Consider the following 23,949-nt stretch of genomic DNA (forward strand, 5'->3'; position numbering starts at 1 on the left):
TCCCCACCCACACCGCGAGGTGACCGGCCCGGCACGGCCTCCGACGCGACCGCCGGGCTGATGCCGTCCCTTCCTCTCAGGGCCGTCCGGCCGGCTCGGGGGCAGCGCCGACGACCGGCCGGGAACGGGTGGCGGGCCGGGTGGTGAGGCCCAGGGCCAGGCCGGTGGCCACGATGGTGATGCCGAGCCAGACGGCCGGGGACGGGAGCGGGCCGCCCAGGGCCACCCCGGTCGCGGCGGCGGCGATCGGGGTCAGGCCGGTCAGCAGGCCGGCCCGGCCGGGGCCGAGACGGGTCACGCACGTGTACCAGAGCAGGAACGCCACCGCCGTCACCAGCACCGCCAGGTAGCCACCGGCCAGCAGGTCGTCCCGGTGGATCCGGGTCACCGCGGCCGGTCCCTCGACGGTCAGGGCCAGGACGGTGAACATCGCGGCACCCATCCACGTCGCGTGCACCGACACTCCGAGCGGTCCGTGACGACCCAGCACCGGGACGGCCAGCAGGGTGAACGCGGCCTCGCAACCGAACGTGACCGCCGCCCAGAACAGGCCTGCCGCGTCGGTCCGGCCGAGCCCCTGGACCAGCATCGCGCCGATCGTCACCACGGTCGCGGCGGCCAGCACCCGGGCGGCCGGGCGGCGTCCTTCGAGGACCGGGCCGACGGCCGCCAGCAGGATCGGGACGCAGGCCACGGCCACGCCGATCACCGCCGGTTCGGCATGCTCCGAACCCTGCACCAGCGCCACGTTGAAGATGACCAGACCGGTGACCGTGACGCCCAGCAGCCACAGCCACTCCCGGCCGCGCGGCCGGAGCACCGGCGACCCGCCGGCCCGGGCCCAGGCCAGCAGCAGGAGGCAGGCCACGGCGTAGCGGAGGGCCTGGACGGTGTGGACCGGCGCGTCGGTCAGGTGCCCGGAGACGGCGACGCTACCGCCCACGAAGATCATGCCGGTGGCACCGGCGAGGACCGGGAGAGCTTTCATACGTTGATGCTCGGACGGAGTATGGTCCGGTTCGAGGGCCAATTCGACGTCGATGAGGTGGACCAATTTCCGGATCGGACTTCCTCCAGTTACGGGCCGAGGAGGCGCCGGCCAAAGGGCTGACCGCATGGCTGGCCGAGGGACTAAGGGCGGCGGTCGCGGCCGGGCGGCTGTCCCCCGGTTCTCGGCTGCCCGCCACCCGGCAGCTCGCCGCCGAGCTCGGCGTGTCCCGGGGCGTGGTGGTGCAGGCCTACCAGCGAATCGTCGACGAGGGCCTGGCCGAAGCCCGGACCGGATCGGGGACGGTGGTCACCGGGCGCGGAGTGCGGCGGGCGGCCCGCCCGGCCGGCGACCGGCGGCGAACCCTCGACGAGCTGCGGCTACCGATCTCCACGCCGGAAAGTGTCGACATCGACCTGTCGCCGGGGGTGCCCGACCTGTCGGCGTTCCCACGGGCGGCCTGGCTGCGGGCCGAACGGGCCGTCCTCGACCGGGTGACCGCCGCCGACCTGCGGTACGGCGACCCCGGCGGCACCCCACAGCTGCGCGCTGCTCTGGTCGGCTGGCTGGCCCGTACCCGTGGAGTGCGTTGTGAGGCGGACGACATCATCGTCACCGCGGGTGTCGCGCAAGGGCTCGCCCTGCTCGCGCAGGTGTTGCGGGCCCAGAACCGGGACCTGCTCGCGGTCGAGGACCCGGGCTCGCGGGGCGCCGTCGACCAGATGGTGTTCTGGGGGATGCGGCCGGTCGGGGTGCCGGTCGACGAACACGGCATGCGGATCGCCGAACTGGCCGCGACCGGCGCGGAGGCGGCACTGCTCACGCCGGCGCACCAGTTCCCGACCGGGGTGGTGCTGTCACCGGAGCGGCGGCGGGAGCTGCTGGCCTGGCCGGGGTTGGTCGTCGAGGACGACTACGACGCCGAGCACCGGTATGACCGGGCGCCGGTGGCGGCACTGCAGGGTTCCGCGCCGGAGCGGGTCGCCTACCTGGGCAGCGTGTCGAAGTCGCTGGCCCCGGCGATGCGGACCGGCTGGCTGATCGCGCCCCGCGCCATGCAGACCGCGTTGCTCGCCGCCAAGCACGCGTCCGATCTGGGCAATCCGGCTCTGCCGCAACTCGTGCTGGCCGAGTTGCTGTCCTCGGGTGACCACGACAGGCATCTGCGCGCCGTCCGTACCCGGCAGCGGTCCCGCCGGGACGCACTGATCGCCGGTCTGCGCGCGCATCTGCCGGCGGCCCGCGTCGCCGGCGTCGCGGCCGGGCTGCATGTGCTGGTGCTGCTCCCGGGCGCGGCCGACGACACCGTCCTGGCCGACCGGGTCGCGGCCACCGGCGTACAGGTGCATCCGCTGTCCTGGCATCGACGCGGTCCCGGGCCGCCGGGCCTGGTGATCGGCTACGCCGCACATCCGCCGGACCGCCTCACCGAGGCCGCCGCCCGGATCGGCCGCGCCCTCAACTCGGACGGTCGTCCAGCACCGTCACGAAGTCGATCAGGCGCTCCATCGAGTTGATCAACGGGGTCTCGACGTCCCGGTAGGAGCTGACCGAGGCCAGGATCCGCCGCCACATGTCGGCCGGCTCCCGGACACCGACCGCCTCGCAGACACCCTCCTTCCACGGGCGGCCCGGCGGGATCACCGGCCAGGCCCGCAGGCCGACCCGCTCCGGCTTCACCGCCTGCCAGACGTCCACGTAGGGATGACCGGTGACCAGCACGTTCGGGTCGGTCACGGCGGCGACGATCCGGCTCTCCTTGGACCCGGCGACAAGATGATCCACCAGGACGCCCAGTCTGCGACGGCCACTCGGACCGAATTCCGCGACCGCCGCGGAAAGGTCGTCGATGCCGTCGAGCGGCTCCACGACGATCCCCTCGATGCGCAGGTCGTCACCCCAGATCCGCTCGACCAGCGCCGCGTCGTGGATGCCCTCCACCCAGATCCGGCTGGCCTTCGCGACCTGCGCCTTCACGTTGTCGACGGCGATCGATCCGGAAGCGGTCACCCGGCGCTGCCGCTGCTGCTGCCGTGGCGCGGGCCGGACCAGCGTCACCGTCTCCCCGTCGAGCAGGAAAGCGGCCGGTGCGAGCGGGAAGTTCCGGCGTTTCCCGAACCGGTCCTCCAGCACCACGGCGCCGAGCTCGAACCCGACGACGGCGCCGCAGAACCCGGAGTCGGCGTCCTCGACGACCAGATCCGGTTCGGCCGCCACCTCCGGTATCACCTTCCGGCGGCGCCAATCGCCCGCCATCACATCCTCCCCATACATGCCCCGCACTGTATGCGCGATCACGGACACACCCTCGGTGACGCTCCGAGCCGAGACAACTGTCATGGCCGCCACGTACCCTTGCTCGCATGTCTCCCGCAGCCGATGCGGCCACCCGTACCGCACGCCGGTCCACCAGGTTCGTCACCTGGGTGCGCGCCTGGCGCGCCGGCCTCGTGCCGTTCGACGAGCTGGCCGACGAGATCGCCGCGGACGAGGAACACCTCGTCGCCGACGCCCCCGGCACCTGGACGGATGTTCCGCTCGGTCAGGGGCTGCCGATCTTCGCGAAGCTGCGGCCCGACGAGATCCGCCTGGTGCTGCCGGCGCCCGGCGACCCCCGCGGTCTGCCCGGCCCCGGTGACCTGACCGGCGCGGCGCTGCTGGCCGGTGAGGCGGTGATGACACCGGCGTTCGGGGTGGTGCCCGAGGTGCGGCGGCACACCTCCGGTTCCGGTGTGGAGTTCGAGACCGTGCTGTGGCGGGTGCTGCCGGCGCCCGAGCACCGGCCGGTGTTCCAGATGGGCGCCGCCGAGGCCGAGGCACAGCTGACCGCGGCTCTCGGCGAGGCCACCGCCCGGCTCACCAAACTGGACGTCGCCCAGTGGAAACCCGAGCTCGCCGGAGCGTTGCAGGCACTACGCCGCCCGGAGAGCACGGAGACCCTGCCACCGGGCTTCGACCCGCGTTCGCGTCGGCTGTTCGCCCGCGCCAGCGTCCTCGACCAGGTGCTCGCCCTCGCCGGGACGAACGCGCCGGGCGGCGCCGTCAACGGCTACGAGGCCCAGCAGCGCGACGAGGCGCTGCGCCCGCTCACCGCCGCGTGCCGTCAGGCGCTGGTCGCGGCCTGCAACTCCCCGCTGCACCCGTGACGACGGCCGTGCCGGACCGGTATGCGCACTGCACGTTCTGCGGTGCCCGGTTCCCGACCGGTCAGACCTGGCCACGCCGGTGCGGGGCGTGCGGTGAGACCAGTTATCTCAACCCGAGCCCGGTCGCCGTCGCGGTGCAGCCGGTCGGTCAGGGCCTGCTCGCGGTGCGGCGCGGCATCGCGCCGGCCCGTGGCCGCCTCGCCCTGCCGGGCGGCTTCATCGACGTCGGGGAGACGTGGCAGGCGGCCACGGTTCGTGAGCTGTTCGAGGAGACCGGAGTCGAGGCAGACCCCTCGGGGGTACGGCTATACGACACGATCAGCGCTCCGGACGGCACGATCCTGGTGTTCGGGTTGCTGCCGGCGTTGCCGAGCACGGGACATCTGCCGCCCCCGCCGGATGACGACGAGACACTGAGCCGCGAGGTCCTGTACGGCCCGACCGAACTCGGCTTCAGCATCCACACGACGATCGCGACCCGCTGGTTCACCGACCGCCGTTAGAGCCGCTGGGGGTCAGTCGATCTGGTCGGTCGCCTGAAGTCGGTGCAGGACCAGGCGGATGGCGGGGGCGCAGCGCGCGGCGTCGGCCGAGGTGAACCAGGCCAGTTCGGCGATCTCGGCGGCCGGGGCCGGGGTGCCGGTGGCCTCGCCGGTGAAGCAGATCAACCGGACCCGGGTGCCGGGTGGCCGGTTGTGGGCCGGGGCGTCGAAGGTCGCAAACGGGCGCAGCGCGGCCGGGTCGACGGTCAGGCCCACCTCTTCGAGGACCTCGCGGGCCGCTGCCTCGGCATCGGACTCGCCCGGCTCCGGTTTGCCGCCCGGCAGGTAGAAGGCGTCCGAGCCGTTCGCCCGGACGGTCAGGACGCGCCGGTCCCGGACGTGCACCCAGGCCGCCGCGACGACCACGGCCGTCATGCGAGCACGAACGGTTCGTCGGCCTCGAAACGGGCCAGGTGGTCGAGGGTCACCGGCACCGCCGCCCGGCTCCGGTGATCGCCCGTGACTTCCCTCGGGTACGGCTCTTCCCACGGCACGGCAGGAACGCTATCCCAGCGCGCCGACCGGCCGCGGACGGGGACGGGCTCAGGTGGGAGCCGGTCCGGCCGACCGGATTGTTGTGATCCGGATGATCCTGGTCGCGGCCGGTGTGGTGCTGGTCTGCGGCACCGTTCCGGCCCGGTTCGGATGGTCGTCCTCGGTGGTGATCTCCGGTTCGATGAGTCCGGTCGTCGAAGCCGGCGACGTCGTCGTCACCTCACCGGTGGCGCGGGACCGGCTGCGGGCGGGCCTGGTGATCAGGTTCCACGACCCGCGCCGGCCCGGACGGTACGTGCTGCACCGCATCGTCGGGACCACCGCGGACGGACGGCTCGTCACCAGAGGGGACGCGAACCTGGTCGCCGACGCGGCCCCGGTGCCGACCGGGACGGTCACCGGGGTGTGGCGTCTGCGGGTGCCCCGGCTCGGACTGCCGGTGCTGTGGTGGATCGAGGGCCGGTACCTGTACCTCGTATTGACGGCGCTGGCTCTGGCCGTACCCCCGTGGTGGTTGTGGTTTAGATCTCGTCGATCAGGTCGGCGACCGAGTTGATGATGCGGGACGGCCGGTACGGGTACGTCTCGCTCTCCAGCCGGCTGCTGATGCCGGTCAGCACCAGGATCGTCTCCAGCCCCGCTTCGAGACCGCAGAGGACGTCGGTGTCCATCCGGTCGCCGATCATGGCGGTGGTCTCGCTGTGCGCGCCGATCGCGTTGAGCGCGGAGCGCATCATCATCGGATTGGGCTTGCCGACGAAGTACGGCTTCACGCCCGTCGCCTGGGAGATCATCGCCGCGACCGAGCCGGCCGCGGGAAGCAGGCCCTCGTTGGACGGTCCGGTGGCGTCCGGGTTGGTGCAGATGAACCGGGAGCCGGCACTGATCAGCCGGATCGCCTTGGTGATCGCCTCGAAGCTGTAGGTGCGGGTCTCGCCGAGGACCACATAGTCCGGTTCGAACTCGGTGAGGATGTAGCCGGCCGCGTGCATGGCCGTGGTCAGGCCGGCCTCACCGATCACATAGGCGGTGCCGCCGGGCCGCTGGTCGGCGAGGAACTGCGCGGTGGCCAGCGCGGCCGTCCAGATCGAGTTCTCGTCGACGTCGAAACCCATCCGGTAGAGGCGGGCCTGCAGGTCGCGGGGGGTGTAGATGGAGTTGTTGGTGAGGATGAGGAACGGCTTGCCGCTCTCCTTCATCCGGTTGACGAACTCGGGTGCGCCCGGCACCGGCTCACCCTCGTGGACGAGAACACCGTCCATGTCGGTGAGCCAGCTCTCGATCGCCTTGCGCTCCTTCATCGGGGGGCTCCTCGTCGCACAGGGGTGGGACAACAATCGGGTTGGCACGTGTCCCAGGTCGGCAGCGTACCGAGCGCTGACCGGGATTGATCATCGGTCCGCTCCTGGACCAACTCGCGGACCATCGACACGAAATCCGGGTGGACTCCGGGCGTGGCGGCCCGCGCGTAGCCGAGACCCAGCCGGGCCGCGGTGTCCTTCGCCTCGTTGTCCAGGTCCCAGATGACCTCGAGGTGGTCGGAGACGAAGCCGATCGGGCTGACCACCACGTCGGTCACCCCCTGCCCGGCGAGGCCTTCCAGGTGGTCGTTGATGTCCGGCTCCAGCCACGGGATCTGCGGCGGGCCGGAACGGCTCTGCCAGACCAGGTCATAACCGAGGTCGGCGGCGGCCGCGGCGTGCACCAGCCGGGCCGTCTCCGCCAACTGGGCGTTGTAGCGACCGCCGGTGGGGCCGGCCGTCTCCGCCATGCTGACCGGAATCGAATGGGCGGTGAAGACCAGCCGGGTGGAGGCGCGGCGGGCCGGGTCCAGCTTCGCCAGAGCCTGCTTCACGCCCACCACGTGCGGATTGACGAAACCGGGATGGTCGTGGAACTGCCGCAGCTTGGCGATCCTCGGTGCGCCCGGACCGACGTGCGCCCGGGCCGCGGCGATGTCCTCCCAGTACTGCTTGCAGGAGGAATACCCGCCGTACGCACTCGTCGCGAACCCGAGTGCGTGCTCCACCCCGTCGTCGCGCATCTGCGCCACGGTGTCGGCCAGCATCGGATGCCAGTTGCGGTTGCCCCAATAGGCGGGCAGCTTCACGCCGTGCGTCGAGAACTCGGTCTCGATCGCGGCGAGCAGGTCCCGGCACTGCTGATTGATCGGGGACACCCCGCCGAAATGCATGTAGTGCTCATACACCTCGGCGAGGCGCTCATCCGGAACGCCCCGCCCGCGAACCACATTCCGCAGGAAGGGCATCACGTCATCGGGTTTCTCGGGGCCGCCGAAGGAGAGCAGGACGAACGCGTCGTAAACCACCCGACCATCCTGCCACCGGACTATGCCCCGATCGCGTGGTAACCCCCGTCAACGTGCACAACCTCACCCGTGGTGGCCGGGAACCAGTCGGACAACAGGGCGCAGATCGCCTTGCCGGCGGCACTGGTGTCGTGCAGATCCCAGCCGAGCGGCGCCCGCTCCGCCCACGCGTCCTCGAACTGCTCGAAGCCGGGAATCGACTTGGCGGCGATGGTGCGCAGCGGGCCGGCCGCCACCAGGTTGCTGCGGATGCCCTGCTTGCCCAGGTGCAGCGCCAGGTAACGGGAGGCGGACTCGAGGCCGGCCTTGGCCACGCCCATCCAGTCGTAGACCGGCCACGCGCTGGTCGCGTCGAAGGTCAGGCCGACGATGCTGCCGCCCGACGACATCAGCGGCAGAGCCGCCTTGGCCAGCGACTTGTACGAGTACGTGGAGACGTGGACAGCGGTGGCCACGTCCTCCCACGGCGCGTCCAGGAAACCGCCGCCGAGGCAGGACGGCGGCGCGAAGCCGATCGAGTGGACCACACCGTCCAGCCCGTCGACGTGCTCGCGGACCTTGTCGGCCAGCCCGTCGAGGTGTTCGGAGTTCGTCGCGTCCAGTTCGATGACCGGCGCCGGCTCCGGAAGCCGCTTGGCGATCCGCTCCACCAGGGACAGGCGGCCGTAACCGGTCAGCACGACCGTCGCCCCCTGCTCCTGGGCGATCTTCGCCGCCGAGAAGGCGATCGAGGCGTCGGTGATGACCCCCGTGATGAGCAGCCGTTTTCCGGCCAGCAGTCCAGACACTTTGATTTCTCTCCTGAAAAAATATCCCGGGACTTCAGTGGCCCATTCCGAGACCACCGTCGACCGGCAGCACGGCGCCCGAGATGTAGGCCGCGCTGTCGCTTGCCAGGAAGGTCACCGCAGCGGCGACCTCGTCGGTGGAGGCGAGACGACCGGCCGGGACGGCCTTGATGATCTCGGCCTTGCGAGCGTCCGACAGGACGGCGGTCATCTCCGTCTCGATGAAGCCGGGAGCCACCACGTTCGCCGTGATGTTGCGGGTGCCCAGTTCACGCGTGATGCTACGGGCCATGCCGACCAGGCCCGCCTTGCTCGCCGCGTAGTTCACCTGGCCGGGACCGCCGTACAGGCCGACCACCGACGAGATGAAGATGATCCGGCCCCACTTGGCGCGCAGCATCTTGGAACTGGCCCGCTTCGCCACCCGGAACGCGCCCGTCAGGTTGGTGTCGACGACCCGCTCGAACTGCTCCTCACTCATCCGGAGCAGCAGCGTGTCGTCGGTGATGCCGGCGTTCGCGACGACCACCTCGACCGGGCCGAGCTCGTTCTCCACGGTCGTGAACGCGGCGTCGACGGCGTCCGAGTCGGTGATGTCGCACTGCACACCGAACAGACCCTCCGGCGCGCCGGAACCACGGTGGGTGACCGCCACCCGGTCGCCCTGCTTCGCGAACGCCTGGGCGATGGCCAGGCCGATGCCGCGGTTTCCTCCGGTCACCAGAACGGTGCGAGCCACAACACACTCCATTCGACAGGCGTTACTCACTCAGGGTCACTAGAGGCCCCTGAAGAGCGAGACTATCGGCCCGCCGTACCACCGCGGAGGGACGGTCCCGCCGACTTACACCCCGTTCAGTGCGGAGCCGATTTTCTTAAGTTGCGATTAAGGAGTACGCTCCCAACCGGTTCCCAGGCCCGACGAGCTGATGGAGGTGATCGCTGTGCGAGATAGCGATCCTCCTAGTCGTGGCCGGGACGCTCGTCAGCGTTTCTGACCGCTGACCAGACGACTCCCCATCCGCACGCCCACCGGCTTTCCGCCGGCTTTTTCCGCGTGCGATGGTTTCCGGCCGCGACCGACCACAGCGCCCTTTGCTCAGTCGCCAGCGGAAGACGGTTCAACCATGCGTAACTTCGTCGCGCCCCTCGGTTTCACCCTGCTCTCGGCGTGGGTCGTCGTGCTGTTCGTGCTCGCCCACAACACCCCGTGATCAGGGCAGCCTCGAGGTCCACAACAGGCTCGTCGCGGCACCGGCCAGCCCCAGCAGCAGGCCGATCGCCGCATACCACTGCGTCACCTCACGTGGCTCGGTGCGGTGCCCGATCGAGCTGCCCATGTCCTCGTAGACCTGCTTCAGCTCACTGACCGACGCCGCCTCGTAGAAGTAGCCCTTCGTCTGCTCGGCCAGATCCTGCAGCGACAGCCGGTCCACCGGCACCCGCTGCACCGAGCCGCGGATGTCCACCACACCGGTGTCGGTGCCGAACGCGATCGTCGACACCGGCACGTTGGCCTGCACGGCGGCGGTCGCCGCGTCCTCGATCGACCGGCCCGACGTGCGGTACCCGTCGGAGAGCAGCACGATCCGGGCCGGCGGAGCGCCGTCCGCGCCGTCCGACGGCACCATCCGGATCGCATCCAGCGAAGTGAACACCGCCTCACCCGTCGCGGTCGCCTCGGCCAACGTCAACCCGTCGATCGCGGAGATCACCGCGGACCGGTCCTTGGTCGGCGCCACCAGCACGTTCGCCGCCTTCGCAAAAGACACCAGACCCAGGTTGTACGTCGGTGGCAGCTCGCTGACGAACGCCTTCGCCGCCTCCTGTGCCGCCTCGATCCGGCTCGGCTCGACATCCTCGGCCTGCATCGACAGCGAAACGTCGATGGCGAGCATCACGGTGGCCCGTTCGAGGGGCTCCTCGGTGTCCACCGACGGGCGGGCCGTCGCCGCCGCCAGCGCACCCAGCATCAGCAGGAACGCGGCCGCCGACACGTGCCGGCGCCAGCCCAGGCCCTTCGGTGCGAGGGTGCGCAGCAGGTCGACGTTGGTGAACCGCATCGCGTACTGCCGCTTACGGAACTGCCGCCAGACATAGGCCCCGGCCATCGCCAGGACCGGCAGCAGGGTCAGCAGCCACCACGGCTCCAGGAAACGGATCATCGTGTGGTCCCTCGGGTACGGGCGTGGCGCGAAGCGGCCACGAAGCGGACCATGTCGAGCAGCCAGTCGGTGTCGGTGCGCAGCCGCAGGTGGCTCGCGCCGGCCGCACGCAGCGCGCGGGCGATCGCGGCACGCTGCACGCCGGCCGCCTCGGCGTACCGATGGCGCAGTTTCGCATCGGACGTCTGCACCTCGTGCAGCGCCCCGGACTCCGGGTCGGCCAGGGTCAGCACCCCGACGTCCGGAAGCTCCAGCTCACGCGGGTCGACCACCTCGATGGCCAGCACGTCGTGGCGGACCCCGAGTTTCTTGATCGGCCGGGCCCAGTTGTCCACCGGCGCCAGGAAGTCGGAGATCACCACGGCCACGCCGCGCCGCCGCGGAGGCCGGTTCAGCATGTCGATCAGCGCACCCAGATCGGCCCGGCCGGGCTTGATCTTCGTGCCGGCGATCGCCCGCAGCAGGCCCTGCGCCTCCTTACGGCCGGGCCGCGCCGGCAGGCGCAGAATCGGGGACCAGGGCGTCGGCTCCGGGTTCGCGGCCGGCTTACGGCGCCACCAGCTTCCGCCAGACCCCTTCTCCGGTACGCCGGACCCGGTGCCCACCACGGCGCCGATCCGGTTGCCGCCCCGGACGGTCAGATGGGCCATCGCCGTGGCGGCCGCGATCACCAGATCCCGTTTCAGCCATTTGGCGGTGCCGAAGTCGAGGCTCGCCGACAGGTCCACGGCCAGCCACGTCTCCAGCTCGCGATCGGCCACGGTCCGGCGCACGTGCGGCATCGTGGTGCGGGCCGTCACCGGCCAGTCCATCCGGCGCACGTCGTCGCCCGGCCGGTACTCCCGGGACTCGCCGGCCTCGGTACCCGGACCGGGCAGCAGGCCCGCGTAGTCGCCCTGGAGCAGACCGTCGAGTTTGCGGGTGACGAGCAGTTGCAGCCGACCGAGGACGGCCTCGGCGCGGGCCGCCTCCTCCGGGGCGACGGGCATCGCGGCGCCCGGCCGGGTCATGACCGGCTCGGCCAGGCGCCGTTACCGCCCGACTGCGGGGGTCGGCTGTCGAAGGTGGCCGCGGGGATGCCACTGGTCGGCTGCGCGCCCGCGGGGCCGGGGTTGCCGCCCGCTCCCGCGCCGCCGTCGGCTCCCGCCGGGCCGTTCGCTCCCGCCGGGCCGCCGATTCCCGCCGCGCTGGTCATTCCGGCCGGGCCGCCGATTCCCGCCGGGCCGTTCGCTCCGGGCGGGCCGGTCACTCCCGCCGGGCCGGTCACTCCCGCCGGGCCGGCCACGAACTGGGCGGTGGGGGGCTGGCCGGAGGCGACCGGGGTCAGTGGGCCGGGCAGCGCCGGGACCGGCTGGCCGGGTTGGCCGAACATCGGCTGGCCGGGGTGACCGGGCTGGCCCGGCTGGCCGAAGCCGGCGGGCGGGGCGGGCTGGCCGTTCGGCGAGCCCTGGCGTGACGACACCTGCGGCGGCGGCACCATCTGCATGATCCGGGCCACGATGTGGTCGGCCGGGATGTCGTCGGCCAGCGCGTCGTAGCTGAGCACCAGACGGTGCCGCAGGATGTCCGGCGCGATGTCCTGCACGTCCTGCGGGAGTGCGTAGTCACGGCCGCGCAGCAGAGCCAGGGCGCGGGTGGCCCGGACGATGCCGAGCGAGGCACGGGGGCTCGCGCCGTACTGAATGAGCTGCGCCACGTCGGGCATGCCGTGCTGGGCCGGAGCGCGGGTCGCGAGCACCAGACGGACCGTGTAGTCGACCAGGGCGTTGTGGACGAACACCTGGTCGGCACGGCGCTGCAGGGCCAGCAGGTCGGCCGGCGTGAAGATCTGCTTCGGCTCGGGGGCGCTCACCCCCATCCGGTAGACGATCTCCCGCTCCTCGGCGTCGGTCGGATAGCCGACCAGGATCTTCATCAGGAACCGGTCACGTTGCGCCTCGGGCAGCGGGTAGACACCCTCCTGCTCGATCGGGTTCTGCGTGGCCATCACCAGGAACGGGTCGGGCACGTCGTAGCTCTTGCCGCCGATCGACACCTGGTGCTCGGCCATCACCTCGAGCAGAGCCGACTGCACCTTGGCCGGGGCCCGGTTGATCTCGTCGGCCAGCAGGAAGTTGACGAACACCGGACCCAGCTCGACGTCGAACTGCTCGCTCGACTGCCGGTAGATCCGGGTACCGACGATGTCCGCGGGCACCAGGTCGGGCGTGAACTGCACCCGGGAGAACGTGCCGCCGACCACCTTGGCCAGGGTCTCCACCGCGAGGGTCTTGGCCACCCCGGGCACACCCTCCAGCAGGCAGTGACCGCGGGCCAGCAGCGCCACGAACATCCGCTCGACCATCCGATCCTGGCCGACGATGACCCGCTTGACCTCGAACATGGCCCGCTCGAGCTGCGACGCGTCCTGCGCGGGCGGCACCGGCACGCCGGCGTCGGCGCTGGTCTCGGTATCGGGCGTGCTCGGCTGCGCCACCGGTCCTCCACAACTGTCGAGAAACGCCGGCTCTTCGACGCCGACGGTCAAGACTTACACGACAGACAACAGCACACGGCTGAGAGGTTCCTAAGAACCCCACGTCCGTACTGCACGGCAGCATAGGGAGCCGTGTCGTCATCCGGGCGTCATCATCGCCGGATTCGCATGTCTTCGCAGCCCAGAATGCCATGGGCCGAATGTGTGGATCTTTCTGCGCGATCCGCCGGATCGGGCACCGTCACCGGGTACTCACGCGACCTTGGGAAGCGTGTAGCATTTGCTACGTCGCCGGGCGGCTTCCCCCGTGGCCGCCCGGCGCTCAAACTTCTTCTCCCGGCCGTAATGTCTGCGGCATGGTCGAGGACTTTCCACCCCAGTGCTCTTCCAAGGGCTGTCGTGCGGCCGCCGAGTGGCAGCTCCTCTGGAACAATCCGAAGATCCACACGCCGGAACGGCGAAAGACGTGGCTGGCCTGCGGCGAGCACCGGGCCACCCTGAGTTCGTTCCTCGACGCGCGGGGATTCCTGCGTGAGGTCACTCCCTTCGCCTCGTCGGACGGTGCGGTCGTCTCCTAGGCTCTAGTTGTGAGCGAGCCGTCCACGCCTACCGCCGTCGATGCCCTCGAGCCCTGGCCCGGCACCGTCGCCTGGCGCCCGGTCTCCAGCCGGCTGATCATCGTCCATCTCATCGGGATCGCGATCTGGTCCGCGGTGCTGCTCGGTGGGCTGCTCGCCGGATACCTGATCGTCGAGGGCACGCCCTGGCTGTTCGGGATGGGCGCGGTGCTCGCCCTGGGCGCGTGGCGGGCCGTCATCGCCGCCCGGGCCGTCCGCGCCTGGGGTTACGCCGAGCGCGACAAGGACCTGCTCGTCCGGCACGGGTTGCTGGTCCGGCACCTGTCCATCGTGCCGTATGCGCGGATGCAGTACGTGGACGTCACCGCCGGTCCGCTGGAGCGCGCGTTCGGGCTGGCCACCGTCCAGTTGCACACCGCCGCGGCGGCCAGCAACGCCCGCGTGCCGGGCCTGCCACCGGACGAGGCGTCCCGCCTGCGCGACCGGCTGACCGCCCTCGGCGAAGACCGGGCCGAGGGCCTGTGACCAGCGCCGGACTCCCCCATCCCGCGCAGGCCACCCCCGGCGGCGACCCGGTCCGGGGCGCCCCCGCAAGCGACACCCCCGCCCTGCCCGGCACGTCCTCTCCGGCCGGTGTCCCCGCCCACTCCGATCCGGGCACCGCCGGTAACGGCGCCCACCCTCGACCGGACACCGACCCATCTCCGGCCGCCCCAGCCGACGGCGCCCACTCTCGACCGGACGACCCGGCCGGGGGCGGCGGCTCTTTCCCAGGGGCCCAGGGCGACGATTTCCGCCCTCTTGCGGGTGCGGTCGGCAACGGTGGGCAGGTGCCGGCGGGTGGGGCTGGATACGGGGGCTTCTCGTCTTCGGGCCTGCCCGGGAGCGGGAGTCCGCCTCTCTCGGACGGCGAGGGCTCGCCGTCCGTACCATATGGGGGTTTTGCTGGGGAAACGCCTGCCGGGACGGGCCTGCCGGAGGGTGCGGCTCGGCAGCGGTTGCATCCCCTCAGCCCGCTGCTGAAAGGCGCCAAGAGCATCGCGGTGATCATCGCGGCGCTGTCCTGGAACACGCTCGGGCAGGTGGGGGCGACCGATTTCGCGCTGATCGTGCTCGGGCTGGCCGTCGCCGTGGTGATCTTCTCGGCGATCGGCTGGTGGAACACCGGATATCACGTGGTCGGGCGGGAGCTGCGGATCGCCGAAGGGCTGATCTGGCGGCGCAACCGGGCCATCCCGCTCGACCGGCTCCAGGCCGTCGAGGTGCGGCGCCCGCTGCTCGCGCAGCTCACCGGACTCGCCGAACTGCGCCTCGAAGTGGTCGGCGGCGGCAAGACCGAGGCGCCGCTGGCCTATCTCACCGTGCGTGACGCCGGCGTGCTGCGGGAACGGCTGCTGGCGCTGTCCGGGCGGGCGCCCGCCGTCGCCGTGCCCGCGCCCGGTGATCCGGCCGCCGAAGTGCCGCTCTACCAGGTCCGCAACCGGGACCTGCTGGTCAGTCAGCTGCTCACGCCGCAGGCGTTCTTCCTGCCGTTCGGTGTCGCCTGGGTGATCACGCAGTTCGTGATGGAGGGGACCTGGACGTTCATCGGCATCGCCAGCACCGTCACCGCGATGGCCGGTGTGCTGCTGCAGCCCATCCGGCGGGTGCTCCGCGACTGGGACTTCCGGCTGTTCCGCGGGGAACGGCTGGTCCTGCACTACGGGCTCACCGAGACCCGCAGCCAGATCGTGCCGCCGCACCGCGTGCAGACCGTCCGGGTCACCTGGCCGCTGCTGTGGCGGGCCAAACAGTGGCTGAACCTGACGCTCGACATCGCCGGTGTCTCCGGTCCTGAACCCGGCGAGGACCGCGGTTCCGACCGTCTCATGCCGGTCGGTGACCTGGCCGCCGCACGGGCGCTCGTCGCGGCCGCCCTGCCCGGCGTCGACCTGGCCGGGCTCGCCACCTCGCCGCCGCCCGCCCGCGCGAAGTGGCTGCACCCGTTCGGGCTGCGGTTCTACGGGGCCGGGCTCGCCGACCAGGTGTTCGTCAGCCGGGCCGGGCGGCTCACCCGGGAGATGACGCTCGTTCCCTATGCGCGGCTGCAGAGCGTGCGGGTCGTCCAGGGTCCGCTGCAGCGGCGGCTCGGGCTCGCCACCGTCTACGCCGACACCGCCGGTGGGCGGGCCGGTGAAGCCCGCGACCGGGATCTGGCCGAGGCCTACGCGATCGCCGACCAGCTGGCCGCCCGATCCCGGCGGGCGCGCGCCGCCGTCCCGCATCCGGACACCGCATCCGTGCCGCCCGGTCTCGCGCCGGGGCTGGTCCCGCCGGTCGCCGAGCCCGGCTTCGCGCCACCGACGCCCGGCTTCGCGGGGTTCACGCCGCCGGCGCCCGGTTTCGGGGCGGTACCTCCGGGCGCGGCCGATCGACCGGTCAGCGAACCGGACGACGAGACGTACTGGCAGCGGCCCGAACAGTCTTAAGCTTTGGTGATGGAGCTTCCGGAGTTCGCGCCCGGTCTCAGCGCCCGGGTCGAGTTGACGGTCACCGACGCCGACACCGCCCAGTCGATGGGCTCCGGTGACGTGCCGGTTCTCGGCACGCCCCGGCTGCTCGCCCTCGCCGAGGCGGCCACCGTCGCCGCCACCGCCCGGCAGATCCCCGGTGGTGTCACCACGGTCAGCAGCCGCGCCGAGGTCGAGCACCGGGTGCCCACGCCGGTCGGCCGCCGGGTCGCCGCCCAGGCCACGCTGACCAAGGTGGACGGGCCGAAACTGCTGTTCGAGGTGACCGTCCACGACGGGGACACGCAGGTCGCGGAGGTCCGGGTCGAGCGGGTGCTGCTGGATCGGCAGCGGTTCATCGCGCGGGCTCTCGGCGATTGAACGGTGACCGGAGGCCACGCCCGTGAGACGCCTTGCGGTCCGGAACCGGGGCCGCGTCGCGGTGTGGGTGGGTGCTCCTCGTGGCCGTACCGAATCAGAGATCTCCCCAGCGGGCCCGCAGGTCGGACGGGGTCGGCATCGCGGTGGCGCCGCCCTGTCGTTCGCAGACGAGACCGGCCACCGAGAGTGCGAAACGGACGTGGCCGGACCAGGCGGCGAGGTCGGTCGGGCGGCCGTCGGTGAGCAGGCGGCTGATCAGGGCGGCCATCACCGAATCGCCGGCGCCGGTGGCGTCGATCGCGCTGACCAGTGGCGCCGGGATGTCGGTGGCGCCGTCGGCGGCCGCTACGTGGGCGCCTCGGGAGCCGCAGGTGACGACGACCGCGCCCGCGCCGAGGGCGAGGATGCGGGCCGCGGCGGCGGCCGGATCGTGTTCGTCGTAGAGGACGATCGCGTCGGCTGAGCTGAGTTTGACCAGGTCAGCGGTGGCGAAGAACTCTTCGGTGAGGTCGCGGAGGGCGGCCACGGCAGCGGCGTCCGGCAGCAGGGTGGGCCGCACGTTCGGATCGAAGACCCGCAGCGGCCCGGGGACGGCCGCGGACCAGGCGGCTCGGGCGGCGCTCAGGAACGGCTCGCGGAGCAGGCTGATCGAGCCCGTGTAGAGAACCGCCGCCCCCGCCACCGCGGGCAGGTCCAGGTCGGCCGGGGCGAGCAGCGCGTAGGACGGCGGCTCGCCGTAGAACGTGAACGTGGGCTCAGCCCCGTCGAACGTGGTGACGGCGAGGGTGGTGGGTGCGGCGACGCGGCGGACCCCCTGGCCGTCGACGCCGGCGGCGCGCAGGAAGGCGGCCATCCGGTCACCGAGGATGTCGATGCTGAGACTTCCGGCATATCGGGCGTCGCCGCCGAGGCGCGCCACGCCGACGGCGACGTTGAGGGGTGCGCCGCCGATCGCCTGCCGGTAGACCTGTTCGCCGTCGACGTCCGCTTCGAGCAGGTCGATCAGCGCCTCGCCCATCACCATCGCGTAGCCCACGAGGCCAGCCTCTCATCCCGGCGCGGGTGGTCCCAAGCGGGCCAGGCCCCACCGATCAACAGGTCGATTTCCGGAAATTTGCGACAATCGGGAGATGAATACGTTAGTGCTGGCGATGATGGCCCCGCTGATGCTGGCGCCCCCGCCCGTCACCGAGGGGACCTTCAAGACCTGGCGCGACGAGGCGCGCGCCGTCACCTACGACACGGCGGTGGTCCCGGCAGGCGCGCGGGCCACGGTCACGATCATCCAAAACCATGCCGGGGTACGGGTGAGCCTGCTCGCCACCGGACTGACACCCGGCCGACCGTACGGCGCCCACCTGCACACCAACCCGTGTGGGAAGGATCCGGCCGCGGCCGGCCCGCACTATCAGAACCGTCTCGACCCCGCCGCCGGACCGGGCAAGCCGTCGACCGACCCGGCCTACGCCAACTCCCGCAACGAGGTGTGGCTGGACCTCATCGCCGACCGCAACGGGGTCGGCCGGGCGGTGACCGCGCAGGACTGGACGTTCGACGACCGGCAGGCCCGATCACTGGTGCTGCACGCCGAGCACACGCACACCGCGCCGGGTGAGGCGGGCACGGCCGGCGCCCGGCTGGCGTGCCTGACTCTGCCGATCGCGTTGTCCTGATCATGGTGGCCGGGCCCGGGCCTGCCGGGCCCGGTGCTTCGGCGGTAACGTCGGGGGCACCGAGAACGGAGGCACCCACATGGCCGAGAACAGCGGCGCCCAGCCCGCAGCGAAGACGGAGTCACACGACCCCGACTTCCCCGAGGCGTTCCTGAGCTTCATGCGTCAGGGTTGGCGGGAGGATCCGCTGGCCGTGGCGCCCCTGCCCGAGGTGCCGAACTACGCGAAGCGCCGCAACGCCCTCTCCGAGGCGTTCCCCGGCGAGACCCTGATCATCCCGAGCGGCAACGAGAAGGTGCGTGCCAACGACACCGACTACCACTTCCGCCCGGGCAGCGACTTCTTCTACCTGACCGGCGACCGCGACCCGGACAGTGTGCTGATCCTGCACCCGAGCGGGTCGGGGCACGACGCGGTGCTTTATACGCGGCAGCGCAACTCGAAGGACACCGACCGGTTCTTCCGGGACCGCAACGGTGAGCTGTGGGTGGGCCGGACCCACACGCTGTCGGAGAAGTCGACCGAGCTGGGGCTGACCGCGGCACCGCTGGGCGACCTGGGCGCGGCGCTGGCCGGTTCGGCGCCGGGCCGGACCCGGGTGCTGCGCGGCCTCGACCCGAATGTGGACCGCGCGGTGCTGGCCTACGAGCCGGACCGGGCCAAGCCGCGCGACCGCGCGCTGGCCGCCGTGATCTCCGAGCTCAAGCTGGTCAAGGACGAGTGGGAGATCGCGCAGCTGCAGGCCGCGATCGACGCCACGGTGCGCGGCTTCGAGGATGTGGCCCGGATCCTGCCGGCCGACCGGAGCGTCAAGGAGCGGCTGCTGGAGGGAGTGTTCGGGCTGCGCGCCCGGCACGACGGCAACGACGTCGGCTACACGTCGATCGTGGGCGCCGGCCCGCACGCGACGATCCTGCACTGGGTGCGCAACACGGGTGTGACCACGCCCGGTGAGCTGCTGCTGATGGACATGGGGGTGGAGGGCGACAACCTCTACACCGCCGACGTGACCCGGACGGTTCCGGTCAACGGCACGTTCACGCCGCTGCAGCGGCAGGTCTACGACATCGTGTACGCGTCACAGCAGGCCGGCATGGACGCGATCAAGCCGGGTGTGGTCTTCCGGGACGTGCACAAGGTCTGCATGCGGGTGCTCGCCGAGGGCCTGCACGACCTGGGCCTGCTGCCGGTGAGCGTGGACGAGGCGATGGCCGACGACAGCACGGTCTACCGGCGGTGGACACTGCACGGCTTCGGGCACATGCTCGGCATCGACGTGCACGACTGTTCGGCGGCGCGCAACGAGACGTACCGGGAGGGCCGGCTCCAGGAGGGCTACGTGCTCACCGTCGAGCCGGGTCTCTACTTCCAGCCGGAGGACGAGCTGGTCCCGGAGGAGCTACGCGGTCTCGGCGTCCGGATCGAGGACGACGTGCTGGTGACCGCGGACGGCTGCCGCAACCTGTCGGCCGGTCTGCCGCGCGCCTCGAGCGAGGTCGAGCAGTGGCTCGCGTCGCAGCGGGAGGCCGGTCCTCGCCTGCCCGGCTGACCATCCGGCAGGATCAGGGCATGAGCACCACCGAGCCCGCCGTGCGACTGCGTTCCTACGGCGGGCTCCGCATGTGGCGGTCCGGCGTCGAGGTCGACATCGGGGCGCCGCGGCTGCGGATTCTGCTGGCGGCGCTGCTCGCGGCCCGCGGTGGCACGGTCGGGGTGGACACCCTGATCGAGTTGATCTGGGGCGCCGAGCCGTCGCCGAGCGCGGTGAACCAGCTGCACCGGCTGGTCGGGCAGGCCCGCCGACTGTTCGAGCCGGAGTTGGCCAGCCGGGCCACCGGGAGCTGGGTGTTCCCGGCCGGACAGGGCTACCGTCTGGTCGCCGACGCGCAGAGCTGTGACCTGATGGCGGTCCGTGCGCTACGGGACGCCCCGGGGTCGATCCGTCAGGCGCTGGAGCTGGTCCAGGAGCCGGTGTTCGCCGGGCTGGACGCCGAGGTGCTCACCCATCCGGCCTTCGTCGCCCTCGAGCAGGAGCGGATCCAGATCGCGGTGGACGCCGCCGATCAGGCCGAGCCGCGCCTGCTCCCCCTGCTCCAGCGGATCGCCGCGTCGGCGCCGCTGCACGAGCCGCTCCAGGCCCGGGTGATCCGGCTGCTGACCGTGGCCGGCCGCCGCGCCGAGGCGCTGGTGCTCTTCGACACGACCCGGCGGTTGCTCGCCGACGAGTTGGGCACCGATCCGGGCGCGGAGTTGCGGGCCGCGCATCTGGCCGCGCTCACCGACGACGAGCCGGAGCCGCCGTCGGCCCACCGGCCGGCTCAGCTGCCCCGTCGGGTGGCGGGTTTCGTGGACCGCGGTGACCTGCCCGATCACAGCGCCGGCATGGTGGTGCTCAGCGGTATGGGCGGCATCGGCAAGACCGCCCTCGCCGTGGACTGGGCGCACCGGCTGGCACCGCGCTATCCGGACGGGCAGCTCTACCTCAATCTGCGTGGTTTCGACCCGAGCGGCCGGGTGGTGATCCCGTCCGACGCGCTGGCCACGCTTCTCGAATCGGTCGGTGTGGGCCTCGCCGAGCTACCTGACGACGTCGACGCCCGTTCGGCCCGGTTCCGGTCGGCGGTCGCCGACCGGCGCATGATCATCCTGTTGGACAACGCACGAGACTCCGAGCAGGTACGCCCACTGCTGCCCGGCGCGCCCGGCTGCCTGGTGCTGGTGACCAGCCGCAACCGGCTCGCCGGGCTGGTGGCACACGAGGGGGCGCGGGCCGTGCCGGTCGGCCGGCTCAGTGACACGGCCGCCCGGGAACTGCTCGCGAAACGGATCGGCGCGCCCCGGCTGGCCGCCGAACCGGTCGCGACCACCGACCTCGTCCGGTTCTGCGCCGGCCTGCCGCTGGCGCTGTCGATCACCGCGGCACACGCCGCGGTCCGGCCCGGACTCAAACTCGCCGACCTGGCCGACGAGCTGTCCTCACAGGCCCGGCTGGACGCGCTCTCCACCGGTGAGGCGCACGACGACGTCCGGTCCGCGCTGTCCTGGTCGTACCTGGCGCTGAGCCCGGCCGCCGCACGGCTGTTCCGGCTGATGTCGGTCCACTCCGGGCCGGAGATCCCGGTCGAGGCGGCGGCCAGCATCGCCGGCGCCGGCCCGACCGTCCGCGCCTCGCTCGCCGAGTTGAGCGCGGCCCACATGATCACCGAGGCCGGGCGGCAGCGGTACACGTTGCACGACCTCCTCCGGGCGTACGCCGGTGAGCTGCTCGGCGACGAGCGTGCCGAGGCTGTCGGCCGGCTGGTGCAGCACTCGCTCCGCGACGCCCGCGCGGCGTACCTGGCCTTCGGGCGTCCCGAGATCGCCCCGCTCGGGCCCGTCCCCCCGGACATGACGCCGACGCCGATGGCGGATCTCGCCGACGCGCTGCGCTGGTACACCCGGGAACAGGCAGCGCTCGCCTGCATCATCGACCTCGCCCTGCTCCACGGCCATCACCGGGAAGCCGTGCTGATGGTGCTCTATCTACGTGCGGTCCGGTCGGCTCGGGCCGAGCCGTACGCGGACTCCCGCGAGCAGACCATGCGGGTCCTGGCCGTAGCCGGTGGCCTCGGCGAACCGGTGCTGGAGGCGGCGCTGCTGCGCGAGGCCGCCCTCGTCGAGACCCCCACCGATCCGGCGGTCGCCCGGCTGCTGCTGCTCCGGGCCCTGGACATCGCGGAACGGGCCGGCGACGTGATCGGGCAGGCACACGTGCTGCGTAACCTGGGGCTGACGCTCCGCGTGGAGGAACGTGACAAGGCCATTCCCCTGTTGCGGCGATCGGTGGCGGCGGCCCGGCGGACCGGCGAGCCGACCGTCCTGGTGTACTGCATCGACGCGCTGGCCCGAACCCTGCAGGAGGACGGGCAGCTGGACGAGTGCGTGGCGCTGGCCCGGGAGGCGTTCGACATCGCCCTCGCCACCGGTCTCGACGACCTGCGCAACAGCGCGGCGGCTCGACTGGCCGAGACCTCCCTGGTGCTGGGCGACCATCGGCAGGCCGCCGCGATGGCCCGGTGGGCGGCCGAGCACGTCCCACCCGGCGAGATCCATATCCGGCTCCCGATCTACGCCTTCCTCGCCGAGGCCAGCGACCATCTCGGCGACCACCACGGGGCACGGGCCGCGTGTGACGTCTTCCGGAATCTGCTGGGCCGGCACGAACCGGCCTACCGGCAGGCGATCGGCGATGCGGAGGTGGATCGGTACGTCGCCATCGTGGACCGGATCACGAGTGCATCGGAAATGCACTGATCACGCACTGAGTTCGGGTTGGCTGATCCTCGACCGATCTCAAGGAGGATCCGATGAGCTACCCGAAGCCCGTGCTCGAACCGGCCGCGCAGGCCTTCGTCGAGGCGACCGCGAACCCGCCGTACCTGTTCGACCTCGGTCCGGAGGAGGGCCGCAAGGCCGTCGAGTCGGTCCAGGACGGCACCGGGGTCGAGACGCCGGCCGCCGACGTCGAGGATCTGACGTTCACCGGCGGCCCGACCGGTGAGGTGAAGGTGCGTGTCCTGCGTCCGGCCGGGGCGACCGGCCCGCTGCCGGTGCTGATCTACACACACGGCGCGGGCTGGGTCTTCGGCGACGCGAACACCCACGACCGGCTGGTCCGGGAGCTGACCGTACGGGCGAACGCGGCCACCGTCTTCGTCGAGTACGACCGTTCCCCCGAGGCCCGTTACCCGGTCGCCGTCGAGCAGGTCTATGCCACGCTGGAGTGGGTGGCCGCGCACGGCAGCCGGCACGACCTGGACGCCACCCGCATCGCGGTCGCCGGTGACTCGGTCGGCGGCAACATGACGGCCGCCCTGACCATCCTGGCCAAGCAGCGATCCGGCCCGGCGATCAGCGCGCAGCTGCTGTTCTACCCGGTGACCGACGCGAGCTTCGACACCGATTCGTACCACCAGTTCGCCGAGGGCTACTTCCTGCGCCGCGACGGCATGCAGTGGTTCTGGGACCAGTACACGACCGACGAGGCGGAGCGGGCGCAGATCACCGCGTCGCCGCTGCGGGCTTCCGCCGAGGAACTGGCCGGGCTGCCGAAGGCGCTGGTCATCGTGGCCGAGGCGGACGTGCTGCGGGACGAGGGCGAGGCGTACGCGGCCAAGTTGCGTGCCGCCGGGGTGGACGTGACAGCGGTCCGCTACCAGGGCATCATCCACGACTTCGTGCTGCTCAACGCGCTCAAGGACACGCACGCCGCGAAGGCCGCCACCCGTCAGGGCGGCGACTTCCTGCGGGACGCGCTGCACCCCTGATCGAGGATCGGGCTCTCGGGGACGCGGCGCGTCCCCGAGAACGGTCAGGACGCCGGTTTGTACTCCGTCACGTTCCAGCACTCGGCGGCGGCCGGATCGTCCTCGACGTTGATCTTCACCTGGACCGGGTGACCGTCGGCGGTGTCGAACTTCGTCTCCACGGTGGCGCCGTCCTCACCGGCGGTCGCCGCCATGGTCAGCAACTCGCCGAGGGTCGGCACGTCGATCTCCTCGCCCTGCTGGCCCTCGGTGACCGGGCCGAGCTCCACCTCGGCCGACGAGGACGGCACCACGGAGACCGCACCGACCCGCTCGGCGGCGCTGAGCACACCGTCCTTGACGGTCGCCCGGTACTCACCGATCGGCGCGGACTCGCACCCGCGGGTCAGTGTGAAGCTGTAGGCGGCCGGTTCGGTCCAGGCCGGTGCCGACGCGGCGGCGGCCGGCGAACTCGGGTCCTGGACGACGGGTTTCCGGTCGTCTCCGGACGAGGTGCAGCCCCCGACCAGCCCGGCCAACACCAACGCGCACAGGGCACGCTCTACCCGCACCACGACCTCCACTCGACGCCTCACGCGGCGCAATGTAGCGCA

Annotated in this window: 23 protein-coding genes and 2 pseudogenes; 12 read left to right on the forward strand and 13 right to left on the reverse strand. The window is 71.8% G+C overall.

Annotated features, from left to right (window positions below):
• Positions 1–76: 76 nt before the first annotated feature.
• Positions 77–988, reverse strand: a complete 912-nt coding sequence (locus tag Q0Z83_RS34710; protein ID WP_317787471.1) for a DMT family transporter — start codon at positions 986–988, stop codon at positions 77–79.
• 131 nt (positions 989–1,119) lie between these two features.
• Between Q0Z83_RS34710 and pdxR the strand changes: the two genes are divergently transcribed.
• Positions 1,120–2,505, forward strand: a complete 1,386-nt coding sequence (gene pdxR / locus Q0Z83_RS34715) for a MocR-like pyridoxine biosynthesis transcription factor PdxR (RefSeq protein ID WP_317797190.1) — start codon at positions 1,120–1,122, stop codon at positions 2,503–2,505.
• Here the strand turns inward: pdxR and Q0Z83_RS34720 are convergent.
• The gene (locus Q0Z83_RS34720; protein ID WP_317787472.1) at positions 2,447–3,262 is read right to left on the reverse strand and encodes a DUF3097 domain-containing protein; all 816 of its coding nucleotides are present in this window, start codon (positions 3,260–3,262) and stop codon (positions 2,447–2,449) included. The genes pdxR and Q0Z83_RS34720 overlap by 59 nt on opposite strands.
• A gap of 89 nt (positions 3,263–3,351) precedes the next feature.
• Here Q0Z83_RS34720 and Q0Z83_RS34725 point away from each other — a divergent pair, with 89 nt between their 5' ends.
• On the forward strand, positions 3,352–4,134 hold the full coding sequence (locus tag Q0Z83_RS34725; protein ID WP_317787473.1) for a hypothetical protein: 783 nt from the start codon (positions 3,352–3,354) through the stop codon (positions 4,132–4,134).
• Complete coding sequence (locus Q0Z83_RS34730) at positions 4,131–4,637, forward strand: NUDIX domain-containing protein (RefSeq protein ID WP_317787474.1); 507 nt, start codon at positions 4,131–4,133, stop codon at positions 4,635–4,637. Before Q0Z83_RS34725 ends, Q0Z83_RS34730 begins: the two co-directional genes overlap by 4 nt.
• 12 nt (positions 4,638–4,649) lie before the next feature.
• Here Q0Z83_RS34730 and Q0Z83_RS34735 read toward each other — a convergent pair whose 3' ends face one another.
• Positions 4,650–5,051, reverse strand: a complete 402-nt coding sequence (locus Q0Z83_RS34735) for an NUDIX hydrolase (RefSeq protein ID WP_317787475.1) — start codon at positions 5,049–5,051, stop codon at positions 4,650–4,652.
• Positions 5,048–5,170: a hypothetical protein gene (locus tag Q0Z83_RS34740; RefSeq protein WP_317787476.1), complete on the reverse strand. Its 123-nt coding sequence runs from the start codon at positions 5,168–5,170 to the stop codon at positions 5,048–5,050. The genes Q0Z83_RS34735 and Q0Z83_RS34740 overlap by 4 nt, the downstream gene beginning before the upstream one ends.
• Before the next feature lie 83 nt (positions 5,171–5,253).
• Here Q0Z83_RS34740 and Q0Z83_RS34745 point away from each other — a divergent pair, with 83 nt between their 5' ends.
• On the forward strand, positions 5,254–5,727 hold the full coding sequence (locus Q0Z83_RS34745; RefSeq protein ID WP_317797191.1) for a signal peptidase I: 474 nt from the start codon (positions 5,254–5,256) through the stop codon (positions 5,725–5,727).
• Here Q0Z83_RS34745 and Q0Z83_RS34750 read toward each other — a convergent pair.
• From Q0Z83_RS34750 to Q0Z83_RS34780, 7 genes and pseudogenes are all read right to left on the reverse strand, one after another.
• Positions 5,693–6,529, reverse strand: coding sequence for an HAD-IIA family hydrolase (locus tag Q0Z83_RS34750; RefSeq protein WP_378078824.1), 837 nt, complete (start codon positions 6,527–6,529; stop codon positions 5,693–5,695). The two genes, Q0Z83_RS34745 and Q0Z83_RS34750, sit on opposite strands and share 35 nt — an antisense overlap.
• A complete protein-coding gene (locus tag Q0Z83_RS34755; protein WP_317787478.1) occupies positions 6,469–7,500 on the reverse strand; it encodes a ferrochelatase in 1,032 nt (343 codons plus the stop codon). Before Q0Z83_RS34755 ends, Q0Z83_RS34750 begins: the two co-directional genes overlap by 61 nt.
• Positions 7,501–7,520: 20 nt before the next feature.
• On the reverse strand, positions 7,521–8,288 hold the full coding sequence (gene fabI, locus Q0Z83_RS34760; RefSeq protein ID WP_317787479.1) for an enoyl-ACP reductase FabI: 768 nt from the start codon (positions 8,286–8,288) through the stop codon (positions 7,521–7,523).
• 34 nt (positions 8,289–8,322) lie between these two features.
• Positions 8,323–9,027 (reverse strand): 3-oxoacyl-ACP reductase FabG, encoded by a 705-nt coding sequence (gene fabG / locus Q0Z83_RS34765; protein WP_317787480.1) that lies wholly within the window; start codon positions 9,025–9,027, stop codon positions 8,323–8,325.
• Between the two features lie 475 nt (positions 9,028–9,502).
• Complete coding sequence (locus tag Q0Z83_RS34770) at positions 9,503–10,453, reverse strand: VWA domain-containing protein (RefSeq protein ID WP_317787481.1); 951 nt, start codon at positions 10,451–10,453, stop codon at positions 9,503–9,505.
• Complete coding sequence (locus Q0Z83_RS34775; protein WP_317787482.1) at positions 10,450–11,463, reverse strand: DUF58 domain-containing protein; 1,014 nt, start codon at positions 11,461–11,463, stop codon at positions 10,450–10,452. Before Q0Z83_RS34775 ends, Q0Z83_RS34770 begins: the two co-directional genes overlap by 4 nt.
• 365 nt (positions 11,464–11,828) lie before the next feature.
• Positions 11,829–12,929, reverse strand: a pseudogene (locus Q0Z83_RS34780) (AAA family ATPase); the annotation flags it as partial.
• A 356-nt stretch (positions 12,930–13,285) separates the two neighbouring features.
• Here Q0Z83_RS34780 and Q0Z83_RS34785 point away from each other — a divergent pair.
• The 4 genes and pseudogenes from Q0Z83_RS34785 to Q0Z83_RS34800 all read left to right on the forward strand — a co-directional run bounded on the left by Q0Z83_RS34785 (position 13,286) and on the right by Q0Z83_RS34800 (position 16,377).
• The gene (locus Q0Z83_RS34785) at positions 13,286–13,507 is read left to right on the forward strand and encodes a hypothetical protein (RefSeq protein ID WP_317787483.1); all 222 of its coding nucleotides are present in this window, start codon (positions 13,286–13,288) and stop codon (positions 13,505–13,507) included.
• 9 nt (positions 13,508–13,516) lie between these two features.
• Positions 13,517–14,032: a PH domain-containing protein gene (locus tag Q0Z83_RS34790; protein WP_317787484.1), complete on the forward strand. Its 516-nt coding sequence runs from the start codon at positions 13,517–13,519 to the stop codon at positions 14,030–14,032.
• Between the two features lie 446 nt (positions 14,033–14,478).
• A pseudogene (locus tag Q0Z83_RS34795) lies at positions 14,479–15,762 on the forward strand (PH domain-containing protein); the annotation flags it as partial.
• Positions 15,763–15,984: 222 nt separating this feature from the next.
• A complete protein-coding gene (locus Q0Z83_RS34800) occupies positions 15,985–16,377 on the forward strand; it encodes a thioesterase family protein (RefSeq protein WP_317787485.1) in 393 nt (130 codons plus the stop codon).
• 94 nt (positions 16,378–16,471) lie between these two features.
• Here Q0Z83_RS34800 and Q0Z83_RS34805 read toward each other — a convergent pair whose 3' ends face one another.
• The gene (locus Q0Z83_RS34805) at positions 16,472–17,413 is read right to left on the reverse strand and encodes a carbohydrate kinase family protein (RefSeq protein WP_317787486.1); all 942 of its coding nucleotides are present in this window, start codon (positions 17,411–17,413) and stop codon (positions 16,472–16,474) included.
• Between the two features lie 94 nt (positions 17,414–17,507).
• On the opposite strand from Q0Z83_RS34805, the gene Q0Z83_RS34810 reads away from it, so the two are divergent.
• The 4 genes from Q0Z83_RS34810 to Q0Z83_RS34825 all read left to right on the forward strand — a co-directional run bounded on the left by Q0Z83_RS34810 (position 17,508) and on the right by Q0Z83_RS34825 (position 23,356).
• Positions 17,508–18,050 (forward strand): superoxide dismutase family protein, encoded by a 543-nt coding sequence (locus tag Q0Z83_RS34810; protein ID WP_317787487.1) that lies wholly within the window; start codon positions 17,508–17,510, stop codon positions 18,048–18,050.
• A 79-nt stretch (positions 18,051–18,129) separates the two neighbouring features.
• Positions 18,130–19,599, forward strand: a complete 1,470-nt coding sequence (locus Q0Z83_RS34815; RefSeq protein WP_317787488.1) for an aminopeptidase P family protein — start codon at positions 18,130–18,132, stop codon at positions 19,597–19,599.
• 20 nt (positions 19,600–19,619) lie between these two features.
• Positions 19,620–22,343 (forward strand): ATP-binding protein, encoded by a 2,724-nt coding sequence (locus Q0Z83_RS34820; protein ID WP_317787489.1) that lies wholly within the window; start codon positions 19,620–19,622, stop codon positions 22,341–22,343.
• A gap of 53 nt (positions 22,344–22,396) precedes the next feature.
• On the forward strand, positions 22,397–23,356 hold the full coding sequence (locus Q0Z83_RS34825) for an alpha/beta hydrolase (protein WP_317787490.1): 960 nt from the start codon (positions 22,397–22,399) through the stop codon (positions 23,354–23,356).
• Positions 23,357–23,400: 44 nt separating this feature from the next.
• Here the strand turns inward: Q0Z83_RS34825 and Q0Z83_RS34830 are convergent, their stop codons facing one another.
• Positions 23,401–23,931 (reverse strand): hypothetical protein, encoded by a 531-nt coding sequence (locus Q0Z83_RS34830; protein ID WP_317787491.1) that lies wholly within the window; start codon positions 23,929–23,931, stop codon positions 23,401–23,403.
• Positions 23,932–23,949: the final 18 nt, after the last annotated feature.

Origin of the sequence: Actinoplanes sichuanensis (assembly GCF_033097365.1) — a bacterium.
In the GTDB taxonomy this organism is placed as follows: domain Bacteria; phylum Actinomycetota; class Actinomycetes; order Mycobacteriales; family Micromonosporaceae; genus Actinoplanes; species Actinoplanes sichuanensis.